The 20763-nt window shown below is 42.5% G+C and carries 9 protein-coding genes and 1 pseudogene; 1 reads left to right on the forward strand and 9 read right to left on the reverse strand.

Annotated elements, in window-relative coordinates; all coding sequences use genetic code 11:
- Nucleotides 1–23: 23 nt before the first annotated feature.
- The 4 genes from RIC07_RS33780 to RIC07_RS33795 form a co-directional block, all read right to left on the reverse strand.
- On the reverse strand, nt 24–1211 hold the full coding sequence (locus tag RIC07_RS33780) for a glycosyltransferase (RefSeq protein ID WP_446398336.1): 1188 nt from the start codon (nt 1209–1211) through the stop codon (nt 24–26).
- Between the two features lie 292 nt (nt 1212–1503).
- A complete protein-coding gene (locus RIC07_RS33785; protein WP_446363991.1) occupies nt 1504–2664 on the reverse strand; it encodes a glycosyltransferase family protein in 1161 nt (386 codons plus the stop codon).
- A gap of 46 nt (nt 2665–2710) precedes the next feature.
- Nucleotides 2711–3958, reverse strand: coding sequence for a glycosyltransferase family protein (locus tag RIC07_RS33790; protein ID WP_446398337.1), 1248 nt, complete (start codon nt 3956–3958; stop codon nt 2711–2713).
- A 375-nt stretch (nt 3959–4333) separates the two neighbouring features.
- Nucleotides 4334–5929: an alkaline phosphatase D family protein gene (locus RIC07_RS33795; protein ID WP_446398338.1), complete on the reverse strand. Its 1596-nt coding sequence runs from the start codon at nt 5927–5929 to the stop codon at nt 4334–4336.
- A gap of 555 nt (nt 5930–6484) precedes the next feature.
- On the opposite strand from RIC07_RS33795, the gene RIC07_RS33800 reads away from it, so the two are divergent.
- Nucleotides 6485–8464, forward strand: a complete 1980-nt coding sequence (locus RIC07_RS33800; RefSeq protein ID WP_446398339.1) for a protein kinase domain-containing protein — start codon at nt 6485–6487, stop codon at nt 8462–8464.
- A gap of 282 nt (nt 8465–8746) precedes the next feature.
- Here RIC07_RS33800 and RIC07_RS33805 read toward each other — a convergent pair whose 3' ends face one another.
- From RIC07_RS33805 to RIC07_RS33825, 5 genes and pseudogenes are all read right to left on the reverse strand, one after another.
- On the reverse strand, nt 8747–10477 hold the full coding sequence (locus tag RIC07_RS33805; protein WP_446398340.1) for an adenylate/guanylate cyclase domain-containing protein: 1731 nt from the start codon (nt 10475–10477) through the stop codon (nt 8747–8749).
- Nucleotides 10478–10831: 354 nt separating this feature from the next.
- A complete protein-coding gene (locus RIC07_RS33810; RefSeq protein WP_446398341.1) occupies nt 10832–13540 on the reverse strand; it encodes an ATP-binding protein in 2709 nt (902 codons plus the stop codon).
- Between the two features lie 43 nt (nt 13541–13583).
- Complete coding sequence (locus RIC07_RS33815) at nt 13584–13979, reverse strand: response regulator (RefSeq protein ID WP_446352107.1); 396 nt, start codon at nt 13977–13979, stop codon at nt 13584–13586.
- Nucleotides 13980–14036: 57 nt separating this feature from the next.
- The gene (locus tag RIC07_RS33820; RefSeq protein ID WP_446398342.1) at nt 14037–19988 is read right to left on the reverse strand and encodes an AAA family ATPase; all 5952 of its coding nucleotides are present in this window, start codon (nt 19986–19988) and stop codon (nt 14037–14039) included.
- A 438-nt stretch (nt 19989–20426) separates the two neighbouring features.
- Nucleotides 20427–20763: pseudogene (locus tag RIC07_RS33825) on the reverse strand (hypothetical protein); the annotation flags it as partial.

Below are 20763 nucleotides of genomic sequence, written 5' to 3' on the forward strand. Positions count from 1 at the left end.
CTAACCCTAGCCATAGCCGGAATCTATTGCTGTTTTAAAACCTGCTGATACACCCAGTTCCAGTTCTGTTGTTCTCCAGAAGGAGTAAGTTGGGTTTTAACTTTACTCTGAGCGGCAATTCCTAACTGTTGGCGTAAACTTGGCTGATGAATCAACTCTCGGAATGCCAGGGTTAATTCCTGGCTAGAGGCAGGATTTACTAGCAAAGCATCAATCCTATTTTCCAAAATCTCACCAATCGCATCAACCGTGGTTCCCACAATGGCTCTACCTGCCAGCATCGCTTCGAGTAAAGCATTGGGACAGCCATCATGTAGGGAGGGAATGGCAAAAATATCCATATAAGGCAGGTAAGCTAAGGCGTCTTGGCGGCTAATCTTTCCAGTAATTAACACTTGATTAGCAATACCACTACGGCGAAGTTCTTGTTCCCAGTACCCCCGCTCTTTTTGCACAAAATCTCCCACCAGCAGCAGCGTCAATTCGGTTTCTGGAGCCAGTTCAGCACAAGCATCTAGTAAATATTCCAATCCTTTTTTATCGCGGAAATTACCCACTGAACCAATCACCGTTCCCCGGAACTGCTCAACTAACGCTGGGGTGGTAAATTGGTCAAAATTAATGGGCGCGATCGCGTTTAAAAAGGCTGATGATTTCTCCTGGATACTGGGAACCAATACCCTAGCTCGATTCATTAAATCCTGGCTAACAAATGTTACCCATGAAGAATTATCCAGCGTCCAGGTAATTTGTCCATGCTGCTGGGGACTAAAGCTATGCTTATGCAGGTCAGCCCCGCGAACACTATTGATAACAGGCAGATTGTTTTCTCGCGCCAGAAGTGTGGTTAAAAACCCAGTTTCGTTAATAAAAAAGCCGTGAAATATATCAAACCTATGGAGTTGATGTAACTGTTTTAATTGACTATAAATATCACACAAATAATCTTGTTCTTTTGCACTCGTCGAACGAATGGCTGGCTTGAGGCGATGCACCATAATCCCATTCTGTTCAGTCGTTTGACAACTAGAGCGTCTGTATTCGCCAGCCAACGCTTTTTCTCGTTCAGTCCGGAAAACCGCTCGGAAAACCGCAACATGGACTTTATAGCCTAAATCTTTTAACATTTGAGCGATACGCTGAGCCGACTCGCCCACACCCCCAACATCAGGGGGATATTCTAGGGTCGTTATACAAACGTTGTGTCTCATGATTACGGTAGCTGATTGGGCAGAAGGATTTAACGGATGAGAAGGCGCAGAACTACAATTCTCCTGGTTTCCGCCCCTGCTGAATCAGCTAGGGGTTAACTTGAGTAACAGCTTTGATGCCGTTATCCATAGCTTTACAAATCTACATGAACTTTTAATGAAACTTTTATGAGAAGAGTCTCATGGGAACACCTGTGTAAGCCGTTTAGGGGCGACCCGCCTACCTAAATTAACACTTCAAATCCACTAAAATTACTCGGGTCGCCCGCCTGAAGTTGTCTTCACAAATAGGTCACGCCGCCACCTCTTGGTTCTGGAAAAGCCGCCGCAAACAAGCACTTGTCTTATCCACACCATTGAAATCAAACGTAGCGGCTGTTGGTTGTTCGTTGAGATAAGTGATTATTTTGTGGGCAAAGGTTTCGGCTTGTAAGTCTTCGGAACAAATTGCTTTGACAATGCCTAGCTGTTCTAACTTTTTGGCACGAATCGTCTGTTCTTGATCATTATTGCCCGTAAACGGCAAAATCATTGCCCGAACCCCCGTCATCAAAATATTCATCGTCGTGTTGTATCCCGACATACTAATCGACAAATCAGCCTGTTGCATATAATTCAACAGGTGAGGGGTATAACGTTCAATCGTGATATTGGTTTGACTTGCTGCCAGATTTTGCAGGTTGGCAAACACAGCGTCGGGAACGAATGGTCCGGTAAATATCTGGATATGATGAGGTAACCTTGCTTGTAAAAGTGGTGCTGTTTTAACCACAGATTCGAGTAACTCATGCCCAAATCTGCCGCCGCCAACACTCACCAAAATCATCGGTTTTCTCAGAGTAGGCATAGCCTGAATCTCTGGGGGGCGCTGCACGACATAGCCAGTGTAATGTACCTGGCAATTAAGATCATCCACCCGCGAAAAACTCTCTGCCAACGGTACGAATTGGGGATCACCATGAATCAGCAACATATCAAAATACTGATTCATTAACCGACAAACTTTCTCTTCATGACGTACCTGATTTTGCTTGGTGACTACGATATCGCGCAAACTGCTAACAATTTTGGTTCCTTTGGCTTTAGCCTCTTCAAGAAGCGGAATTAATTCAGCCGAAAATCGCCGTCTGCCAAAGGGAAATAGCTCAACCATGAGAATATCGGGTTGGAACTGCCCGAATATCTCCAGCAATTGATTTTTGCGAATCTCTAAAACTTCATCTACGCTGTTGAACCCGGCGGGAATTTGCAGGTTTTGAAATTCCGAGTCGGTTTTAATCGCTGGCAGATTGACTATTTCAATCTCTGGAGGGATTTTAAATCCCTGGATCACTTCCCCACCATTAATAAAACATACGTGAAAATCGGGGATCAGACCTCGGACAATTTCCATGCTGCGGATTAGATGTCCAATTCCCAGAATGTGTTGGCAATAAAACATGAGCTTTTTCATCGGATCAATATCTCCAGGTTGTTGTTGGTCATTTTGTCAATGATAATCAAGCTTTTTGTGTGGAAATAACTTGGGGAAAAAGAATGGGCTTTTTGGATACAAGTCGGGTTGTCGGACTATGTAATAAGGTGTGGATATCTTGGGCAATCTGATGCAGTGCATCCAAGTCCAAACGAGAGACAGGGGGAAAATGATGACTTCTGCTATTAAGTTGTTCTAAAACGGCATCCATCAAAGCCGCAGGTGTCAGCAAATCGGGATGAATAGTTTTGAATAAACCAAGATCAGCCATGCGTTCGGCGCGAATCCATTGCTCTTGAACCGGTTTAATCCGGGGAACCACAACTGCCCGTTTATTCAAGGAGATAATTTCGCAAATGGTGTTATAGCCACCCATAGAAACAACGGCGTCAGCCGCATCCATGTAACTGGCAATGTCGTCAGTAAATTCGCAAATCTGAACCTGTGGATACGGCTGGATTTTCTCCTGCAATGCCTGTCTCTGAAAAAGTGGCATTTCCGGTCCGGAAATAATCAAGCTTTTGATGCTATGCTGAGGGGATAACTGTGCTAATCCTTGCAGATAGGTATCGACTAAATCATAGCCATCACCACCACCCCCCGGTGTGACTAAAACAAATTTCTCATCTGGCTGAATTTGCAATTCCTGACGTAGGACGTGACGCGGTTTTTGTCCATAGTCTCGGCGGATATAGCCGCAGAACCGTACTTTTTGGGCAATGCAGGGTGAGAATTGATATTCCCTGGAAAGGTCAAATACCTCTGGCATACCCACAACTAGCACTTGGTCGTAGTACCATTGCAGCGCGTCATAGTAGCCATACTTTTGCCATTCTTTGATGGTAGGTTCAGGACTGTCCAAAATATCTCGCAACAGCAACACCAGCTTGGTTTCCGGAAGGCGGAGTTTCAGGTAGTCCAGCGTCGCTTTCAACTCTTCTTGTAAGCCGTAGGGCTTTTTATCCACCAACAGCAAATCAGGCTTGAAATTGACGGCTGCGACTTTAATCAAGTCAGAGCGCAGTTTCACCGTTTCATCAGCGGCTGTGTTTAGATATTTAGCCGCCACTTCACCGGATTCATTGCGTCCAAAGCAAGGTAGTTTAATATAATCGAGTCCCCGAGGCATCCGGAAGCTATGCAGCACGGGCGAACCTGATACCACTAAAATTGAGAGTCCAGGTATAGCATCAAGCAGGTGATTGCAGATGGCTAGCATCCGGCGGATGTTACCGAGACCGAACGAATCGTGAGAGTAGACCATCAGTCTCATGATTAAATATCTCCCAGTACGTTTATGCCGACAGTCAACTCATCGTCTATGTCTACTGCTTTGAGTTTCTCAGTCCTGGATGAACGGCTGGTGAAATGTTTATGAACAAATGTAAAAAAATGATGAGAAACTTTTCATGAACAGGTTTCAGGGTGAGGGGGCGCTATGCCAATTACGCCAAGTTACGGTAACTACAAAACATTAGAGATTTTTCTCCAGCCGTAGTAGCGTGATCCACCTGATTGGGTGGATTAGAACAGTAGGGGCGGGTTTTATTACTATCTTTTCGGTTGCACCTCAATGTGACTAAACCCGCCCTGTTTCTAAAGTTGTTCATTTATGTAGCGGGTCGCCCCTACACGCCTCCTACAACAGCTAAACTTCTGGTATCAAATCAACGCTGTAGAGGGTTTTACCTTCCAGATTATGCAGCGCCACCGTCATCACCTCACTCTTCCCCTCAATGTTTACTGTGCCAAAAAACTGTAATCCCTCACTGGGCGGACGATTGGGTTCTAAGTCGAATGAGACACTTTGAAACTTAACTTGGGGTCCAAATGTATTATCCAGTAGCTTCCGTTCAAAGGTTCCCGCGTTTAGAGGTCCAGCAACAAATTCCCAGAAGGGATTAAACTCCGTAAATTGAGCCTGATTCGGATCATAATAATGTGCGGCGGCGTAATGGACATCGGCGGTTAACCACACCACATTTTTAATCTCATCTTGCTGGATAAACCGGAGTAAATCTGCCAGTTCAAATTCCCGTCCTAAGGGAGGACTATCCCCATTCGCCGCGTTCTCAAACGTGGTTTCCCCATCTGGAACCATCAGTCCAATGGGCATATCACTGGCAATTACTTTCCAGGTGGCTGAGGACTTGCGTAACTGTTGTTTTAACCAACTAATCTGTTCTGTCCCTAAAAACGCTGTTTCTTCACTGGGTTCAGTCTGGCGATTGGCGGTATTCGGTCCTCGGTAACTTCGCATATCGAGGATAAAAATATCCAGGGATGGACTATACTGAAACGAGCGATAAATCCGTTCGGGATGGGTATTTTTAACATCAATCGGAGTATAATCCAAAAACGCTCGTTTTGCCCTGGCTGCTAACAGGGAAGCACTTTTAACTGTATAACGGTCATCCTCTAACAGTTGTTCCCCCGGATACCAATTATTCGTGGTTTCATGGTCATCCCACTGCACAAACTGGGGAACTTGGGCATTGAAGCGGCGAATATTTTCATCCAGGAGATTATAAACATAATTGGCGCGAAATTCTTGTAGGGTTTCGGCGACTTTAGACTTTTCTGGGGTGGTGATATTCTTCCAGATGCTACCATCATCTAGTTGCACCTGAGCAACAACGGGGTTATCAGCATAAACGTAATCCCCCGAATGGATGAAAAAGTCAGGATTTAACCGTCGCATAGTTTCATAGATTTTCATTCCGCCCCAGTCGGGATTAATTCCCCAGCCTTGACCCGCCGTGTCACCTGACCAAATAAAAAAGATATCCCGTTTGTCAGTCGGGGCGGTGCGGAATGTACCAGTGACGGGGGCGCTGTAGCGATTTAAGTCGGCTAAATCCTGAAAGGTGACGCGATAGAAAAGTTGTTGACCCGGTGGTAGATTGGTCAGATAGAGTCGGGCAGTGTAATCACTACTTTCTAGTGCCGCCGGTCCGATCGCCCGTTGTGGGTTACGAAAGGATTCGCTGGTATCATAGTCTACAATCATCCGGCTGACGCGATCGCTCTTGCTCCAAATCACCGCCTGATCACGACTCACGTCACCACTAGCCACCCCGTAAGGAATTTGCGGACGCATTTTATCTGAAGTGACAATTCCCGGTGCTGTACTCTGGGCTAATCCTGATTTCGATAACAGGTTAGCGGTGATCAATCCGCTACTGGTTAAGGCTGAGGTAACCAGAAAGCGGCGACGGTTGATTCGCTGATTTTTCCGTGCCATAGATAAAAATGATGCCCCAAATGTGAACAGTAGAGCAAATAATTCAATTACACCTCAGCGTTGATGACTAGACAAAACAGACAAAAGTCTTTGGTCATCAGAGGTTCAGCTTGTTTGCGCTGTTGGTAAATTTATGATTGAATGTCCTCATTTTAAGCGCTTTTTTGTTAGAGAGTGAGTATCGCCTCTATAATTAACATGGTAGGCATCTGGCTCCCCGGAGTCAGGTGAGCCGACTCTAACGTGCAGTGTTTCCAGAAACGTGTCGGGTCAGCCAGAGTTAAAAGACCTCAAACTGATCGAACGACAGTTATCGGTCAAGGTTATTTTTGAAAAGAAACAAGAATAGCTGATTCGTCGGTAAACTTCCTGTCGGTGAATTAGCGACTATCTTGGAAAAAATAAACAATGAACTCAGGTTCGATTGCCAGATAAAGAATAAGACAAGTTAGTGGGGTGCTGTTTTCAATGCGATAGTTAATTAGACTTGTCTAAAAATTAGTCAAACACCCTTTGAATCGTGGGTTGACGTGTGATTTCTGGACGTGTCTAGTGATGAAGAAAAATTCAACAGGGGCGCTGACAAAAACGATGGTGTCGGGTTCTCAAGACGCTTGGGACAATAAACCTCTAGGCGGGCGCTATCACGTTATCGAAAAGCTAGGGGTCGGAGGGTTTGGTCAAACCTTCTTGGCGCGGGATATGCATTTGCCCGGTCATCCCCAATGCGTCGTTAAAAAATTAAAACCTCAAGTGAGCGATGATGATGAGGAGGGGCTGCAAACGGCGAGACGCCTCTTCCAAACGGAAGCTCAAGTCCTCTATCGACTGGGTAATCATGAGCAGATTCCCCGGCTTTTGGCTCATTTTGAGGAAAATCACGAATTTTATCTGGCTCAGGAATATATTCAAGGACAACCCTTAAGTAAAGAGATAGACTCTCATCTAACGTGGTCACAGGAAAAAGTGCTATCCCTCCTGCAAGATATATTGCAGGTACTAACATTTGTCCATCAACAAAATGTGATCCACCGGGATATCAAGCCAGCCAATTTGATTCGCCGCGCCGCTGATGGCAGAATTGTGCTGATTGATTTTGGGGCGGTGAAACAGGTTAGATGTGAGTCGCTAAATCCGGAAACGGGGTTGACCAATGTGACGATTTCTATCGGCACTAAGGGATATATGCCCAATGAACAATTGGCAGGAAAACCTCGCTATAGTAGTGATGTTTATGCGGTGGGGATTATTGGAATTCAATTATTAACGGGGATTCATCCCAAACATATTAAAGAAGACTCCGATACGGGTGAACTCAACTGGCGCAAATATGCCAAGCAGATTAGTCCAGAATTTGGGGAAATTTTGGATAAGATGGTGCGCTATGATTTTCGCGATCGCTATGCAACCGCAGAAGAAACCCTGTTAGCATTCCAGAGTTTACCCGCGCCATTATTGGAGTCGGCGTCACCCCCCCAACCGTTAGTCCCTGAGTGTGAATTGCCGCCCCTGGTTGATCCCCAAGCGCCGACGGATCAGGAGAGTCAAAATTTAGCCGGTGATTCCGCCGAGACTCAGGCGTGGGAGGCGACACCAACGGAATCAACGCTGATTGAAGTCGAGGAGTCGAATAGCGAATCATCTTCGAGTCAAACCCAAGACACCGGACGCACCCAAACCTCTCAGCCTCATCTGGGACGAACTGATGCTACCGTATCCCTGAGCCAACCCCAGGACTTGGAACCCACCGCAACGGTGTCAACAACCAGTAGAAGCCACGGATTTCGACAATGGTTGATGCAGCCTTGGACAATTGCCACGATCGCGATCACGGTTAGTTCTATGGTTACCGTCACCCTGATTCTACTCCCCTCTCAATTGAATCATCAGTCTCAAATTGAGGATGTCCCCGCTGAAAGCCCCAGCCCAACTCCCACCCCCACTCCCACTCCCTCCCCAACCCCCGAACCCACGGCTGAATCCTTGCTCGCCGAAGCCGAAGACTTACGACAAGCCGGAGAATACGAGAAAGCAATAGAAGTTTATGATCAGGCGATCAAACTGCAATCCGACTTAGCCCCTGCCTATTGGGGACGGTGCTACAGCCTTAATCAATTAGGACAACCCGAACAAGCCCTAGTCGCCTGTAATGACGCCCTCGCTTACCAATCCGATTATGCCGAAGCCTTAGTCAGCAAAGCCGATGCCCTACAGCAACAAAACCAGATCATCGACGCACTGCGACTTTATGAACGGGTAACTGAATACTATCCCGATTTTGCCAGAGGATGGATTCGCTATGGCATAGCCCTGCAAGGGGTGGGACGTTCCGCTGAGGCGGTTCAAGCGTTAGACAAAGCGATTGAACTGGATCGGAACTCCGCCGATGCTTGGGCAACTCGCGGTGAGGCGCTGATGGCATTAGGGCGCACCACGGAAGCGATTCCTTCTCTGGATAAAGCCCTGCAACTGGAACCGGATTATGAAAAAGCTGCCAACCTGCGTGAAAAGGCGAGGGAAAGACTAGGGCGTTAGGGCGATACGTAAGGGATAGGGGAACCATGTAGAGACGTGCCATGGCACGTCTGGTAGAAGAAACTCAGGTAGATATAAAAAAGACATCAGATGTAGGGGCGGGTTTAGGGATAAGATGAATAGACCCACCTCAAACTGCACCACAAAACCCGCCCTGATCCCAACTTAAAATCAATGGCACGTTCCTTAAGCTCAGAACTAAAGTTCTGGCTAAAAGCTTAAACCCGTTAAAACGGGTTCAAAGTTTTATCTTACTTTAGTTTTACTGATCAGACTTTAGTTTTACTGATCAGCTTGACAGCGCCGCAAATAGAGTTGAGCAACAGTATCTCTAGGATTCATTTCCAAAACAAGTTCAAAGTGTTGAGCGGCTTGTTGCATTTGTCGCTGATAGTACAACAACACCCCCTGCTCAAACATTGTTTTCGTCGCTAACTTACTTTGTTTGATATCAGGCTCATCGCCATCAAAGACTTCAAAAACTGCCACGGCTTTTGATTTTCCCTTTACTTTTACCTGCTCAATGAAACGAAGATTATACTCGGTGGGATTTTGTAAACGTGCCAAGGTGTAATGGGTCATGAACAGCGATACTCCATAGTCTTTGGTTAGATTTTCCAGCCGGGAGGCTAAATTTACATGATCACTAATGACAGTAGTATCCATGCGGTATCGTCCGCCAACGGTTCCCAGCATTAAAGAACCTGTGTTGATGCCAATGCCAATTTTCAGGGGGAGATATCCCGAATTCACCCGATTTTCATTATACTTATCTAACCGTTGCAACATAGAAATTCCGGCGCAGAGGGCATCATCGGCACTGCCACTAAATAATGCCATAATTCCATCTCCCATATATTTATCAATAAATCCCTGATGTTCAATAATCGCCGGTTCCATCTGGTAAAGATAAGCGTTGATAAACTTGAAATTATCTTCAGGCGTCATGGTTTCAGACAGGGTGGTAAAGTTCCGAATATCGGAAAATAAAACTGACATCTCCTGCTCCACTTCATCGCCTAATTGGATATCAATAATACTGTCTTTCTCTAAAAGCTGGAGAAATTGACGGGGGACAAAGCGAGATAAGGCTTCGTTGAGTTGAATCAGTTCCGCTTCGGCTTTTTGGCGCAAGTGCAGTTCCTGATAAACATCGCTAATATCTCGACCTTCGATAATTAGATATTCAACAATACCACGCTCATCAAGAATGGGTTTTATTGAGAAATCAATCGTTGCGGTGCGATTGTCAGCCCCCAAAATATCGATTTCATAGCGGATAAATTCACCACCAACCGCTTTTTCACATGCTAATTTGACCTGAGCTTGGGTTTCGGGGGAAACTGTCCACCAGTAACAGTCCCACAAGGGCTTACCCACTACGTCTTCTAACTGCAATCCGCCAAAATCTAAGGCGGTTTGGTTAGTTTCTAATAGAATGCCCTCAACCGAGAGCATTCCGGTAAACTGAAATGTCTGATTAAAAATTGCCCGAAACTTACGTTCACTCGCACTGAGTAACTGCACCGATTCCGCTAACTCCTGATTCAAACGCTGACATTGAATATTTTGTTCTGCCAGCTTTTTTGCCTGGAGATAACTGTTGACTGCTTCTACAACTGTTAATCTTAGGTCTTCAGTTTCCCAAGGCTTAGCAATATAACGATATAATTTTGCATACTTAATTGCCCGTCCCACGGCTTCTATATCAGCTTGTCCAGTCAGCATAATTTTGAGGGTTTTGGGAGAAAGGACATGAACGTGCTTTAACAACTCATCTCCCTTCATATCTGGCATAATATGGTCGGAAATAATTAAAGGGACTTCATAACCATCCTCTAACAATTCGTCAAGTAACTCTAATGCTTCTTCTCCCCCTTCAGCAATTTCAATGAGATATTCATTACTTATTGCCTCTTGAAGTTCTGTCCTGAGACTTTTGAGTATATTTGCTTCATCATCAACACAGATAATGACTGGTTTTTTTTTATCATTAATCATTGTTTTTATCATTAGTCATTGTTTATTGGGTTCAAATTGGGCTAATCATGATTTTAAAATTATATTAATTCGGCTTCAGCCAAAGGTTTAAATGAGCAGCAATAGAGTTAGCTGGGCAAAGTAGATAAAAATATAACTCAGCCAAGTGATAGTTATCGATCATACTGTTCCTCTCCTATCATAACCGGATCTAGGATGATTTTTTTGTCATCAACATATAAAATAATGGGTTTGCTCATTTGTCCCTTTTTCTCCATCCTGAATGTAGATAGTGCATTACCCTAAATTCGCTTAAAAATAGCTTTCACCAATTGACTTATAATACTCCTGGCTACCCCCATTTCTATAGAGGATTCCGTATTCATACTAAGATTCAATGGGGATAAAAATACTGAATGTCGTTCGACCAGGTTGACTTTCTACAGTCATGCAACCCAAATGTTTGTCAATAATTTTTTTGACAATATCAAGTCCTAATCCACTCCCTTCTCCAGCAGGTTTAGTCGTGAAAAATGGCTCAAATATTTTTCCTTTAATTTCTTCAGGTATGCCACAACCACTATCGGTAATGCTAATTTTAGCCTGCTGGTTTTGTTGCGTAACATCAATCGTTAAGGAACCCCGGTTATCCATCGCTTGTAAGGCATTATGGATTAGATTTATCCACACCTGATTTAGTTCATCGGGATAACAGGATACAGGTGGAATTTCGGTGTAGTTTCGGATCACTTTAACTCCTTGTTTGAGTTGATTTTGATAGAGGGTTAAAACTGTTTCAATTCCCTCAGTAAGATTGGCTGTTATCTTTTCTCCAGACTGGTCATAACGAGAATAGGTTTTCAGCGCAAATACCACTTTCGCGGCTCGTTCTGTGGAGGTATTAATTGTAGCGGTGCCTCGTTTGAGTTCGGAAAGTTTATAAGCGATTTCTAAGATTTGCAAGCTGTCAGGTCTTTTTAGCAGAGGGATAAAGGGTTCAATCTCGTCAGAAATCCCCATAATCACTAGCCTCTCGGCAATACTATCAGCATCAGCAATGTCCAAGTTTTCCAATTCCCGTCTTAAGGCTCTCTTAAATTTCCGCTCTTCTTTCGTCGAGAAAATTGATTGGTGTTGCAGTGAGCGTTGCAGTAAAGCCAGGAAAATAGCGGAGTCTTCTGTAGAGAGGGATTGAAACAGTGTGGGTAAGTGATTTAAGGTTTGGTCTAGGAATTTGGCAATAGTTCCGGCAGAGGAACGAATAGCTCCTAGAGGCGTATTAATTTCATGGGCAACGCCTGCAATGAGTTGACCCAAAGCTGCCATTTTTTCTTTTTGGATGAGTTCATCTTGGGTTGTTTTGAGTTCTTCGAGGGCTTGGGCGAGTTCCTGGGTTCGTTCAGCAACCTGAGTTTCTAATGTGCGATTGTAGTCCGCTAAAAGCTTCTCGGCTTCTTTGCGTTTGGTAATGTCTTGAAAAGCAGCAATCGCATAAATGATTTTACCCTGTTCATCGAAGATAGGTGTTGTGGAAACTTCTAAGGGAAGGATTTTATCGGGTTGATGTATTTCTAAATCATCAAGATAAACCGTTTTTCCTTGTAACGCATTAACAATAGGTAAAGATTCTATCGGGTAAAGTTGATTGGTGTTGGCTTGATAAATTTTATACGCTTGACTGAGGTTCTCTTTTTTGGCTTCTAAATGAGAAGTAATCCCTAATAATTTTTGTCCAGTCTGGTTCAAATAGCAGATCTGACCATTAGTTTCATGAACAGTAACACCTACAGGTATAGCTTCTAGGAATTGTCTTAACCGATTTTCGTTTTCTTCTAAGGTTTGAAAATAGATTTGTAATTGAGAAGCCATTTTATTAAAAGAACGTGCCAATTGTCCGAGTTCATCTTCTCGGTTAACGGTGACAGTTTTGTCAAATTCTCCTTGAGCAATTTTTTGGGAAATTTGGTTAAGTTCGATGATCGGTTTTGTTACCCAAAGTGTGGAGATAAATCCAATCACTGTTGCCACTATTAAGGCTAATATACAAAGGAAAATCGTTTGACGTTTGCTCGCATTGATTTCTTTTAAGAAATCAGACTCAGCGACGACCACTACGACAAACCAGTTCAATCCAAATTGATCTCTATAAGGACTGACTTGTAGGAAATAGTTTTGATTGTTAATGGCTATCGTTTTAACAATTAAACCATTGATGGTGTTATTGCCATTTAATAAATTATTGGAAATATATAAAGCCGTTTTTCGAGTTATTGCATCTTGACTATGAATAGCCAACACTCTTTCTAATTGGTCTTGGTCAGCTTTTGCCAACTCTTCTAAAGTAGAGGTGGCAACCAAATACCCTGATTCATCAACAATAAAACTTTGACCAGTCTGTCCAATTTTTAATTGTTGTAAAAAGTCGCTAATAGCCGTCAAATAAAAACTACTATTAATAACGCCTTGAAGATTACCCTGAGCATCATAAACGGGTTGTACGGCTGCTAAGGTTAAACCTTTTGTATCTAATTGAGGGAAAATATCACTCCAAACTTCTGTTTTTGCTTCTACTGGTTTTGTATACCAAGGTCTAATCGTTGGATTATAATCTTTACTAATATTGATAGGCTTGATATATTTCCCTGTTTTATTCACCTCATAAGTGTGTAAATTATAATTAGTGGCAGTATTTGATTTCATAACTACTAATTGTTCATTAGCCCGTAATTCCACTCCAATAAAGTCCTTGGCTTGACTACCAAATACTATGCTGGTAACATCATCAAAAATTTGCAATTGCTGCAAAAAATATCGCTCTATTTTCTGAGTGTTTTCTAAATCAAAAGCTTGTAAGTTTAATAAGGTTTTATTGGCTTGATTTATTTTATGAGGCAAGGTCAAGTGATTTGAGATATTGTCTTTAATATGATCATTGCTTTTTTCTATTAATTGATTAGCTAAATTATTAACTGATTTTTGTCCATTTTTTAAAGACAAATAACCAACCAATCCTACTGCACCAAGAATTTGGAGTACAAAGGGTACAATAAGAACTATCCGTAAGGGGAGTTTATTAATAATAGAACCATCGCTCATAGCTCATTTTTCGCTGGTTAATTGTATCCTGACAGTCTTGTTACTAAAGTTGGGCTAAACCTGATTTGAGGATTTCTATTAATTCAGGTTCAGACCAAGGTTTAAACAAGCAACAATGGAGGTTTGCTTCTTCTTTTGCTCGTTGAATGGCTGCTTCATCAGCTTGACCCGTGAGCATAATTTTAATGACCTTAGGAAATTGCTGATGCACTTTGATCAGAAACTCATCTCCCTTCATCCCAGGCATTAACCAATCCGAGACAATAAGAATAATTGGCATTTCATCCTCAATGAGTTCATCAATTACTTCTAAAGCCTCATCAGCATCTTCCGCCACTTCATAAGCGTAGGCATTGCCAAATGCCTCCATGAGTTGCGTTCTCAAACTCTGTAAAATGTCTTTTTCGTCGTCAACACATAAAATAATGGGTTTAGCCATTTGTCATTCGTCCTTAGTTATTGGTCATTAGTTCTTAGTATCAGTCGTAGGTTACTGCTAAGACTGAATTGGCAGAAAAACATTGAATGTTGTCCGACCAAGCTGGCTTTCTACAGTCAGATGACCAGAATGTTTGTCAATGATTTTTTTGACAATATCCAATCCCAAACCGCTGCCTTCTCCAGCCGGTTTAGTAGTAAAAAATGGTTCAAATATTTTCGATTTGATTTCTTCGGGTATCCCAGAGCCACTATCGGTAATACTAATTTTAGCCTCCTGGTTCACTTGAGTGACCTCAATCGTTAACGTGCCTCGGTTATCCATCGCTTGTAAGGCATTATGGATAAGATTTGTCCACACCTGATTTAGTTCATCGGCATAACAGGATACGGGGGGAATGTCGGTATAGTTTCGGATTACTTTAACTCCTTGTTTGAGTTGATTGTGATAGAGGGTTAAAACCGTTTCAATCCCATCAGTCAGATTCACTATTATCTTTTCTTCCGCTTGATCATAGCGGGAATAGGTTTTCAAAGCAAACACTACTTTCGAGGCTCGATCTGTGGAAGTATTAATCGTAGCTGTACCTCGTTTAAGTTCAGACAGTTTATAGGCAATTTCTAAGATTTGAAAACTATCCGATCTTTGTAACAAGGGCATCAAGCTGGCAATTTCATCCGTAATTCCCATGATCACCAGCCTCTCGGCAATGATATCAGCATCATGAATGTCTGAGTTTTCCAGTTCGCGTCTTAAGGCTCTTTTAAATTTACGCTCTTCTTTCGTGGAGAATGTTGATTGGTGTTGCAGTGAGCGTTGCAGTAAGGCTAAGAAACTGGCTGAGTCTTCTGTTGAGAGGGATTGAAACAGTGTAGGTAACTGTTCTAAGGTTTGGTCTAGGAATTTGGCAATATTTCCGGCAGAGGAGCGAATGGCTCCTAGGGGGGTATTGATTTCATGGGCAATCCCTGCAATTAACTGTCCCAAAGCTGCCATTTTTTCTTTTTGTATCAGTTCATCTTGGATGGTTTTGACTTCTTCGAGTGCTTGGGCGAGTGCTTGGGTGCGTTCGGCAACTTGAGTTTCTAAAGTGCGATTGTATTCAGCGATTAACTTTTCTGCTTGTTTGCGTTCAGTGATGTCTTGAAACGCAGCAATGGCATAGGAAATCTTGCCCGTTTCATCAAAAATTGGCGTACTAGATACTTCTAAAGGAAGTCTTTTATCCAGTTGTTGAAGTTCTAAATCATCAACCTTGACTGTCTCACCTGCAAGAGAACGAACAACCGGTATTTGCTCGTTGGGGTATAACTCTTGAGTTCCGGCACAATAAACCTGATAGGCTTCAGCGATTTGCTCAGTTTCGGCTTCAACATGGCACCTGAAGCCGAGTAATTCTTGTGCCTTTTGGTTGGCGTAGTGGAGTTGTCCTGTGGATGTGTGGACAGATACACCCACAGGCATTGCTTCTAGGTATTGCGTCAGCCGTCGTTCGCTTTGTTTAACTTCCGTGTAGAGTTTGGCATTGGTAATCGCGATCGCAGCTTGTCCAGATAGTAGTTGCAGGACTTCCAATCTATCTGGAGTAAACGCTCCTGTAGTGAGATTATTCTCCAGGTAAACAATACCACTGAGTTGTCCTTGGTTGAGCAGGGGGACACAGAGAACAGATTTAACCCCATATTTTTTGATATAACGTTCATTGGTAAAGTTGCCCTTGTGCATGGCATCATCCAAGACCAAACTTTTCCGAGTCCGAACAACGTAGTTAATGATGGCTGAGGACAACAGGGGCATTTCTCCATTGGGTTTGACAAATTCAAGGGGCATGGCTTGCAAGACAGTAACTTCACCATTAGCCCTTGCTTCAGTTTCAATGAACAATTCTCCCTTCGTCTCCAAGAGCAAAAATCCAGATTGTGCCCCTGTGTTTTCCAGCAAGATCGTAATCAGTTTTGTCAGCAGTTTATCTAATCGAATCTCACCGGAAATGGCTTGAGATGCTTTCATGACACTGGCTAAATCTAACGCTTCACCTGACTGACTGCCACTTGTGGACGCAATAGTTGTCGTAGTGGTGGAGGTAATGCTTTTGGTAGATGATGATTTTGTTAGTAGCTGGGGATATTTGGCTTCTAAATCCTCAACTTTTGCCTTGGCTCCCCAGCGCGTGTAGGCATAGTGTGCCTCTTTCATATAAGTTTGGGCAAACTTCTCCCTGCCACGCTCTAGATAAAACTTGGCTGCTAATTCATAAGCTAAGGCTTCTTCTTGGATAAATTCGTTTTCTCTAGCACCTGCGATCGCTTGTTCATAAAACTCCTCCGCTTCAAAAAATTGCCCTAAGACTCGTGCTTTTTCTGCCTCTACTAAATGGAATTTATGGAGATTATTCATCGGAGCATGATGCGCCCATAATTTCATTTTTTCTTGATTAGCGATTACTTTATCTAGGATATTTTTTCGATCGCTGTTTGAAGCATCTTTATATAAAGAAAGATGCACGAGAGAATCATAAAAGCAAAAAACAGACTCAGTCATGGTACTTATTAAACTATCTATGTATTTTTCTGTTTCTACTGCATTTTGCAAGGCTTCACGAGGGCGATCGAACAAATAACAAACAATCAATTTATTTGAAAATAGATGACATAACGTAGTTCTATTATCAGCTTTTTCAGAAAAATCTAAAAATTTATTGTCAATGTTTCCACGGGAAAAAACGGCTTTTTTATCAATGTCTATTAAATTGATAACAATCTGATGATATATGTTATGCATACTCAAAGGGAATTCTTGATTCATTTGAGCTATTGAATCACGAAAGAGATTCATCTCTTGCTCAAGCTTAGACAATTCATTTCCAATGAAAAATGAAGTGTAGGAATGGAGGAAAGCAGAAAGAGCAGCAGATTCAACATCTCCCATTTCCAGTCCGCTAGAGTAAGCATTTAAGAAATTTTGTAGTATTTTTCTGGGATGCTTTTTCCAATGATTAATCCAGACATTAACCAAGAAAATGACTTTGGCTTTGAGTTTTTTAGCGTTGAATCGTTCTAAAAGACCTAAAGCTAGTTGACCGAATCGATATCCAGAATCAATGTCTTTTATTATTCCGCAAAGAATTAGTCCATAATTGGCATAAGAAACACTTGACTCAGGAGTATTACCATATTGGATAGATAAACTAACTTGTTTCATTATAATTAACGGGAATAGTTCGGGAACACTACAATAAAAACTAATATGTGAAATCGAAAATATACGCATTGCTGATAGCTTTTCAGATGAAGTCATTTGGGGTAAGTTAATTAAGTCCTCGATTTGCTGTCCAGCCAAATTGGAGGTTATTTCCCCAAGTCCTTTCTGAAAGTCTAATTCGCTTGGTTGTTGAGGAAACTCTATCCCTAAAAGAGCAAGAATACTTAAACTGGTCTTAACTGCTTCAAGTGGTTTGTCCTGTGCCGCATAAACTTGAATTTCAATCTCACAAAATTTTACTTCGTCAAGTATAGTTTTGGCATTCTTGCGTGCGAGTTTTATTAGTTTATCTGTACGGTCAAAATCACTGTTTAAATATGCTGCTTCTGTTGCTTCTTCATATAGAGATAAAGTTAGTTCATATTTACTTTGCCAACTATCTGCACTCAGAAGGTTTAATCCTGTATTCAGATATTTAATTGCAGCCTGATAAGCTGTTGCAGCTTTAGCTTTTTTCCCTGCCATCAAATTTAGCTCGGCGATTTTATCTCGTTCAGCTTGATGACTCACCAATTCAGTACCCAGATTGAGATGATCTACAATTTTAAATATCTCCTCTGATAAAGTTTCCGCATCTGTATTCTGCAATAGTAGCCGACCAATTTGTAAATTAATCGCTTGTTTTTCTGCCTCATCAATTAAGGCATAAGCCGCTTGTTGAACGCGATCGTGGAGAAATTTGTAATCATGAATTAAAAGTTCTGTATCTAACTCTGATGTAGGCAAAATAAATCCCGACTGAATTGCTGTTACCAAATATGAAGAAACGTCCTCTTTGGATTTTTCACAAATAATAGAGCTTGTGGTTAAATCAAAAGAAGCACCGATACAAGCTGCTAAACGTAATACTTCCTGAGTCGCTTCTGGCAGTTTCTTCAACTTGCCAATCATCAACTCCACCACGTTTTCAGTAATATTCTGTGCCTCAATTTGCTCGAGATCCCACTGCCAACAGTAACCTTGAAGATTGAATGTTATCAAGTTTTCGGCGTGTAGAGTTTTGAGAAATTGATTAGCAAAGAAAGGATTACCATCAGTTTTTTCCCGTACTAATTCGGCTAAAGGTTTGACCTCATCAGTGTCGCTATGTAACGTGTCAGCAATGAGTTGGCTAATAGACTCTAATTCTAAGGGTGCTAAAGTAATAGAATTGACAATTGCCCCTTGTTTTTTCAATCCATCCAGTGTCATCATCAAAGGATGTGTGGGATTGACTTCATTATCTCGATACGCTCCCATCAGAACCAAATATTGTGTTTCGTTATCCGTCATCATCAGTTCTATTAATTTGAGCGTTGCAGAATCTGCCCATTGTAAATCATCAAGGAAAATAACTAAAGGATGCTCCTTGGTGCAGAATGCCCTGATAAACTGACTAAAGACAAGATTAAAGCGATTTTGCGACTCGGTTAGCCCTAACTCAGGTACAGGTGGCTGTTTGCCGACAATCAGTTCCACTTCGGGAATGACATCAATAATCACCTGCCCATTGCTGCCAACTGCGGCTAACAGTTTTTCTCGCCATTGAGTAAGTTGTGCTTCACTTTCTGTTAACAATTGCCGCATTAATCCCTTCAAGGCGCTGACAATGGCTGAGTAGGGAATATTTCGCTGAAACTGGTCGAATTTTCCCTCGGTGAAGTAGCCGCGCAGTCGAGTATTTGGTTTGTGAATTTCGGCAACCAGTGATGACTTCCCGATACCGGAATAACCCGCCACTAGCATCATCTCGATTTGGGATTGGGGATTGTCTGCGACTCGGTCAAAAGCTTTTAGTAACGTTTCAACTTCCGCCTCACGTCCATAGAGTTTTTGCGGAATTTGAAACTTGTCAGAAATATCTTGAGTCCCCAATGGAAAGGAAAAAATTCCTCCTGTTGTCTGTAATTGATGGAGACATTCTTCTAAATCTGCTTTAATTCCCCAACCACTTTGATAGCGTTCCTCTGCCGTTTTCGCCATCAATTTCATGACAATATCGGAAACGATGGTTGGTAAGAACGACTCATGAGTTGCCCCTACAAGTTCATGGGGGGATACTGGCTGTTTGGCGATATGACAATGGACTAATTCCAAAGCGTCTGTTGTCTCAAATGGAAGTTTTCCGGTTAGCAATTCGTAGAAGGTAACACCTAAAGAGTAAAAATCTGTGCGATAATCCAAAGTCCGATTCATCCGTCCCGTTTGCTCTGGCGAAATATAGGCGAGAGTACCTTCTAAAACATTGGGATTTTTCGGGGTCGGATTTTCGCGGTTTAATTGGGTAGAAATCCCAAAATCAATGATTTTAAGTTGTCCCGTTTCTCGGTTGAAGACGATGTTGGCAGGGTTAATATTTTTGTGGATGACATTACTGCTGTGAATCTGTCCGACAATCTCAGTTGTCTTGATAGCAATATCAAGAAATTCCCATAGGGTAGCACCGACGTGCGCCCCTGCGGAGTCATTCATCAATTGCTTCAACGATGACGCTCCAAAATCCTCCAGAACAATAACCAAAGTTCTCTGATAGGGTTGTATGTCATACGCTTTAACCACACCATCAATATTCAGATTTCGGGTAATTTCATACTCTTGTTTATAGCGGGTGAGTTCTGAGGGAGTGGGATAGTTTTGTTTGAGTACTTTGAGAATAACCCCTTGCTGATCCTGTTCTCGAATTCCTCGATAAACTAAAGAGTTTGCACTTTCATAGACTTGAGTGATAACCTGGTAACCAGCAAGGATAAAGTTTGGATGAATAGTCATCAGTAGTTAGTAGACAAAATTGAAGTTAACGTTGAGATTGGGCGTCAGCCTTGCACCCCTACAATGGATACAGCAATGATGCTTTAGACAAGCGAGATTGCATCGATAAAGAGAGTTAGTAAAATATTGCCACTTAGATTACCGTCACTGACTCAATCGTGACGTTCATCGGCACCCTGTAAAGATTCGCGATCGCTGCCGATATGTCCCTGACGTTGTATTGGGTATTATATCTTTATTGGGTATTATATAAGGATTCAGCCTTATTTTGCTCTGATTATAACGATAATTACACAAAACTATAGTAATACAAAGGTATTACATGTACGATGAAATACACGGCTTGCTGTTAGGCTAACCTTGAACCGCTTCCAAAAACCTAGTCATATCTGCTCACAAGTAAACAAACCTAGGCAAAACTCAACGGTATAAGTTTCTTCAAGCGCTTGCTTTTAGTGCGTTACTGCTTCCCTGTTGAGGGTTGACGCTTCGGCTTCGCTCAGCGTCAACACCGAGCGAAGCCGAGGTGTTGACCAAAAACTCCCAGTTAGAGATACCATAGTAGGCGTGTCTACTTCTGATAAAGCGCTTGAGCAAAATATTCAGTTGGTTCCACTGGCTCCATACGTGCTTGCTATCGTTCACCGATAGATAGGCGGTTATGGAGCCTGGTAATTTTTCTCCTAATCTCATACCGCGACGGGCAATCGCCAGGGCCGCCGCTTCATCACTGGCTAACCCGTACATTCGGGCATACTTAACCAGACCAATTAGG

It is taken from the genome of Coleofasciculus sp. E1-EBD-02 (assembly GCF_040218245.1).
GTDB lineage: Bacteria > Cyanobacteriota > Cyanobacteriia > Cyanobacteriales > Coleofasciculaceae > Coleofasciculus.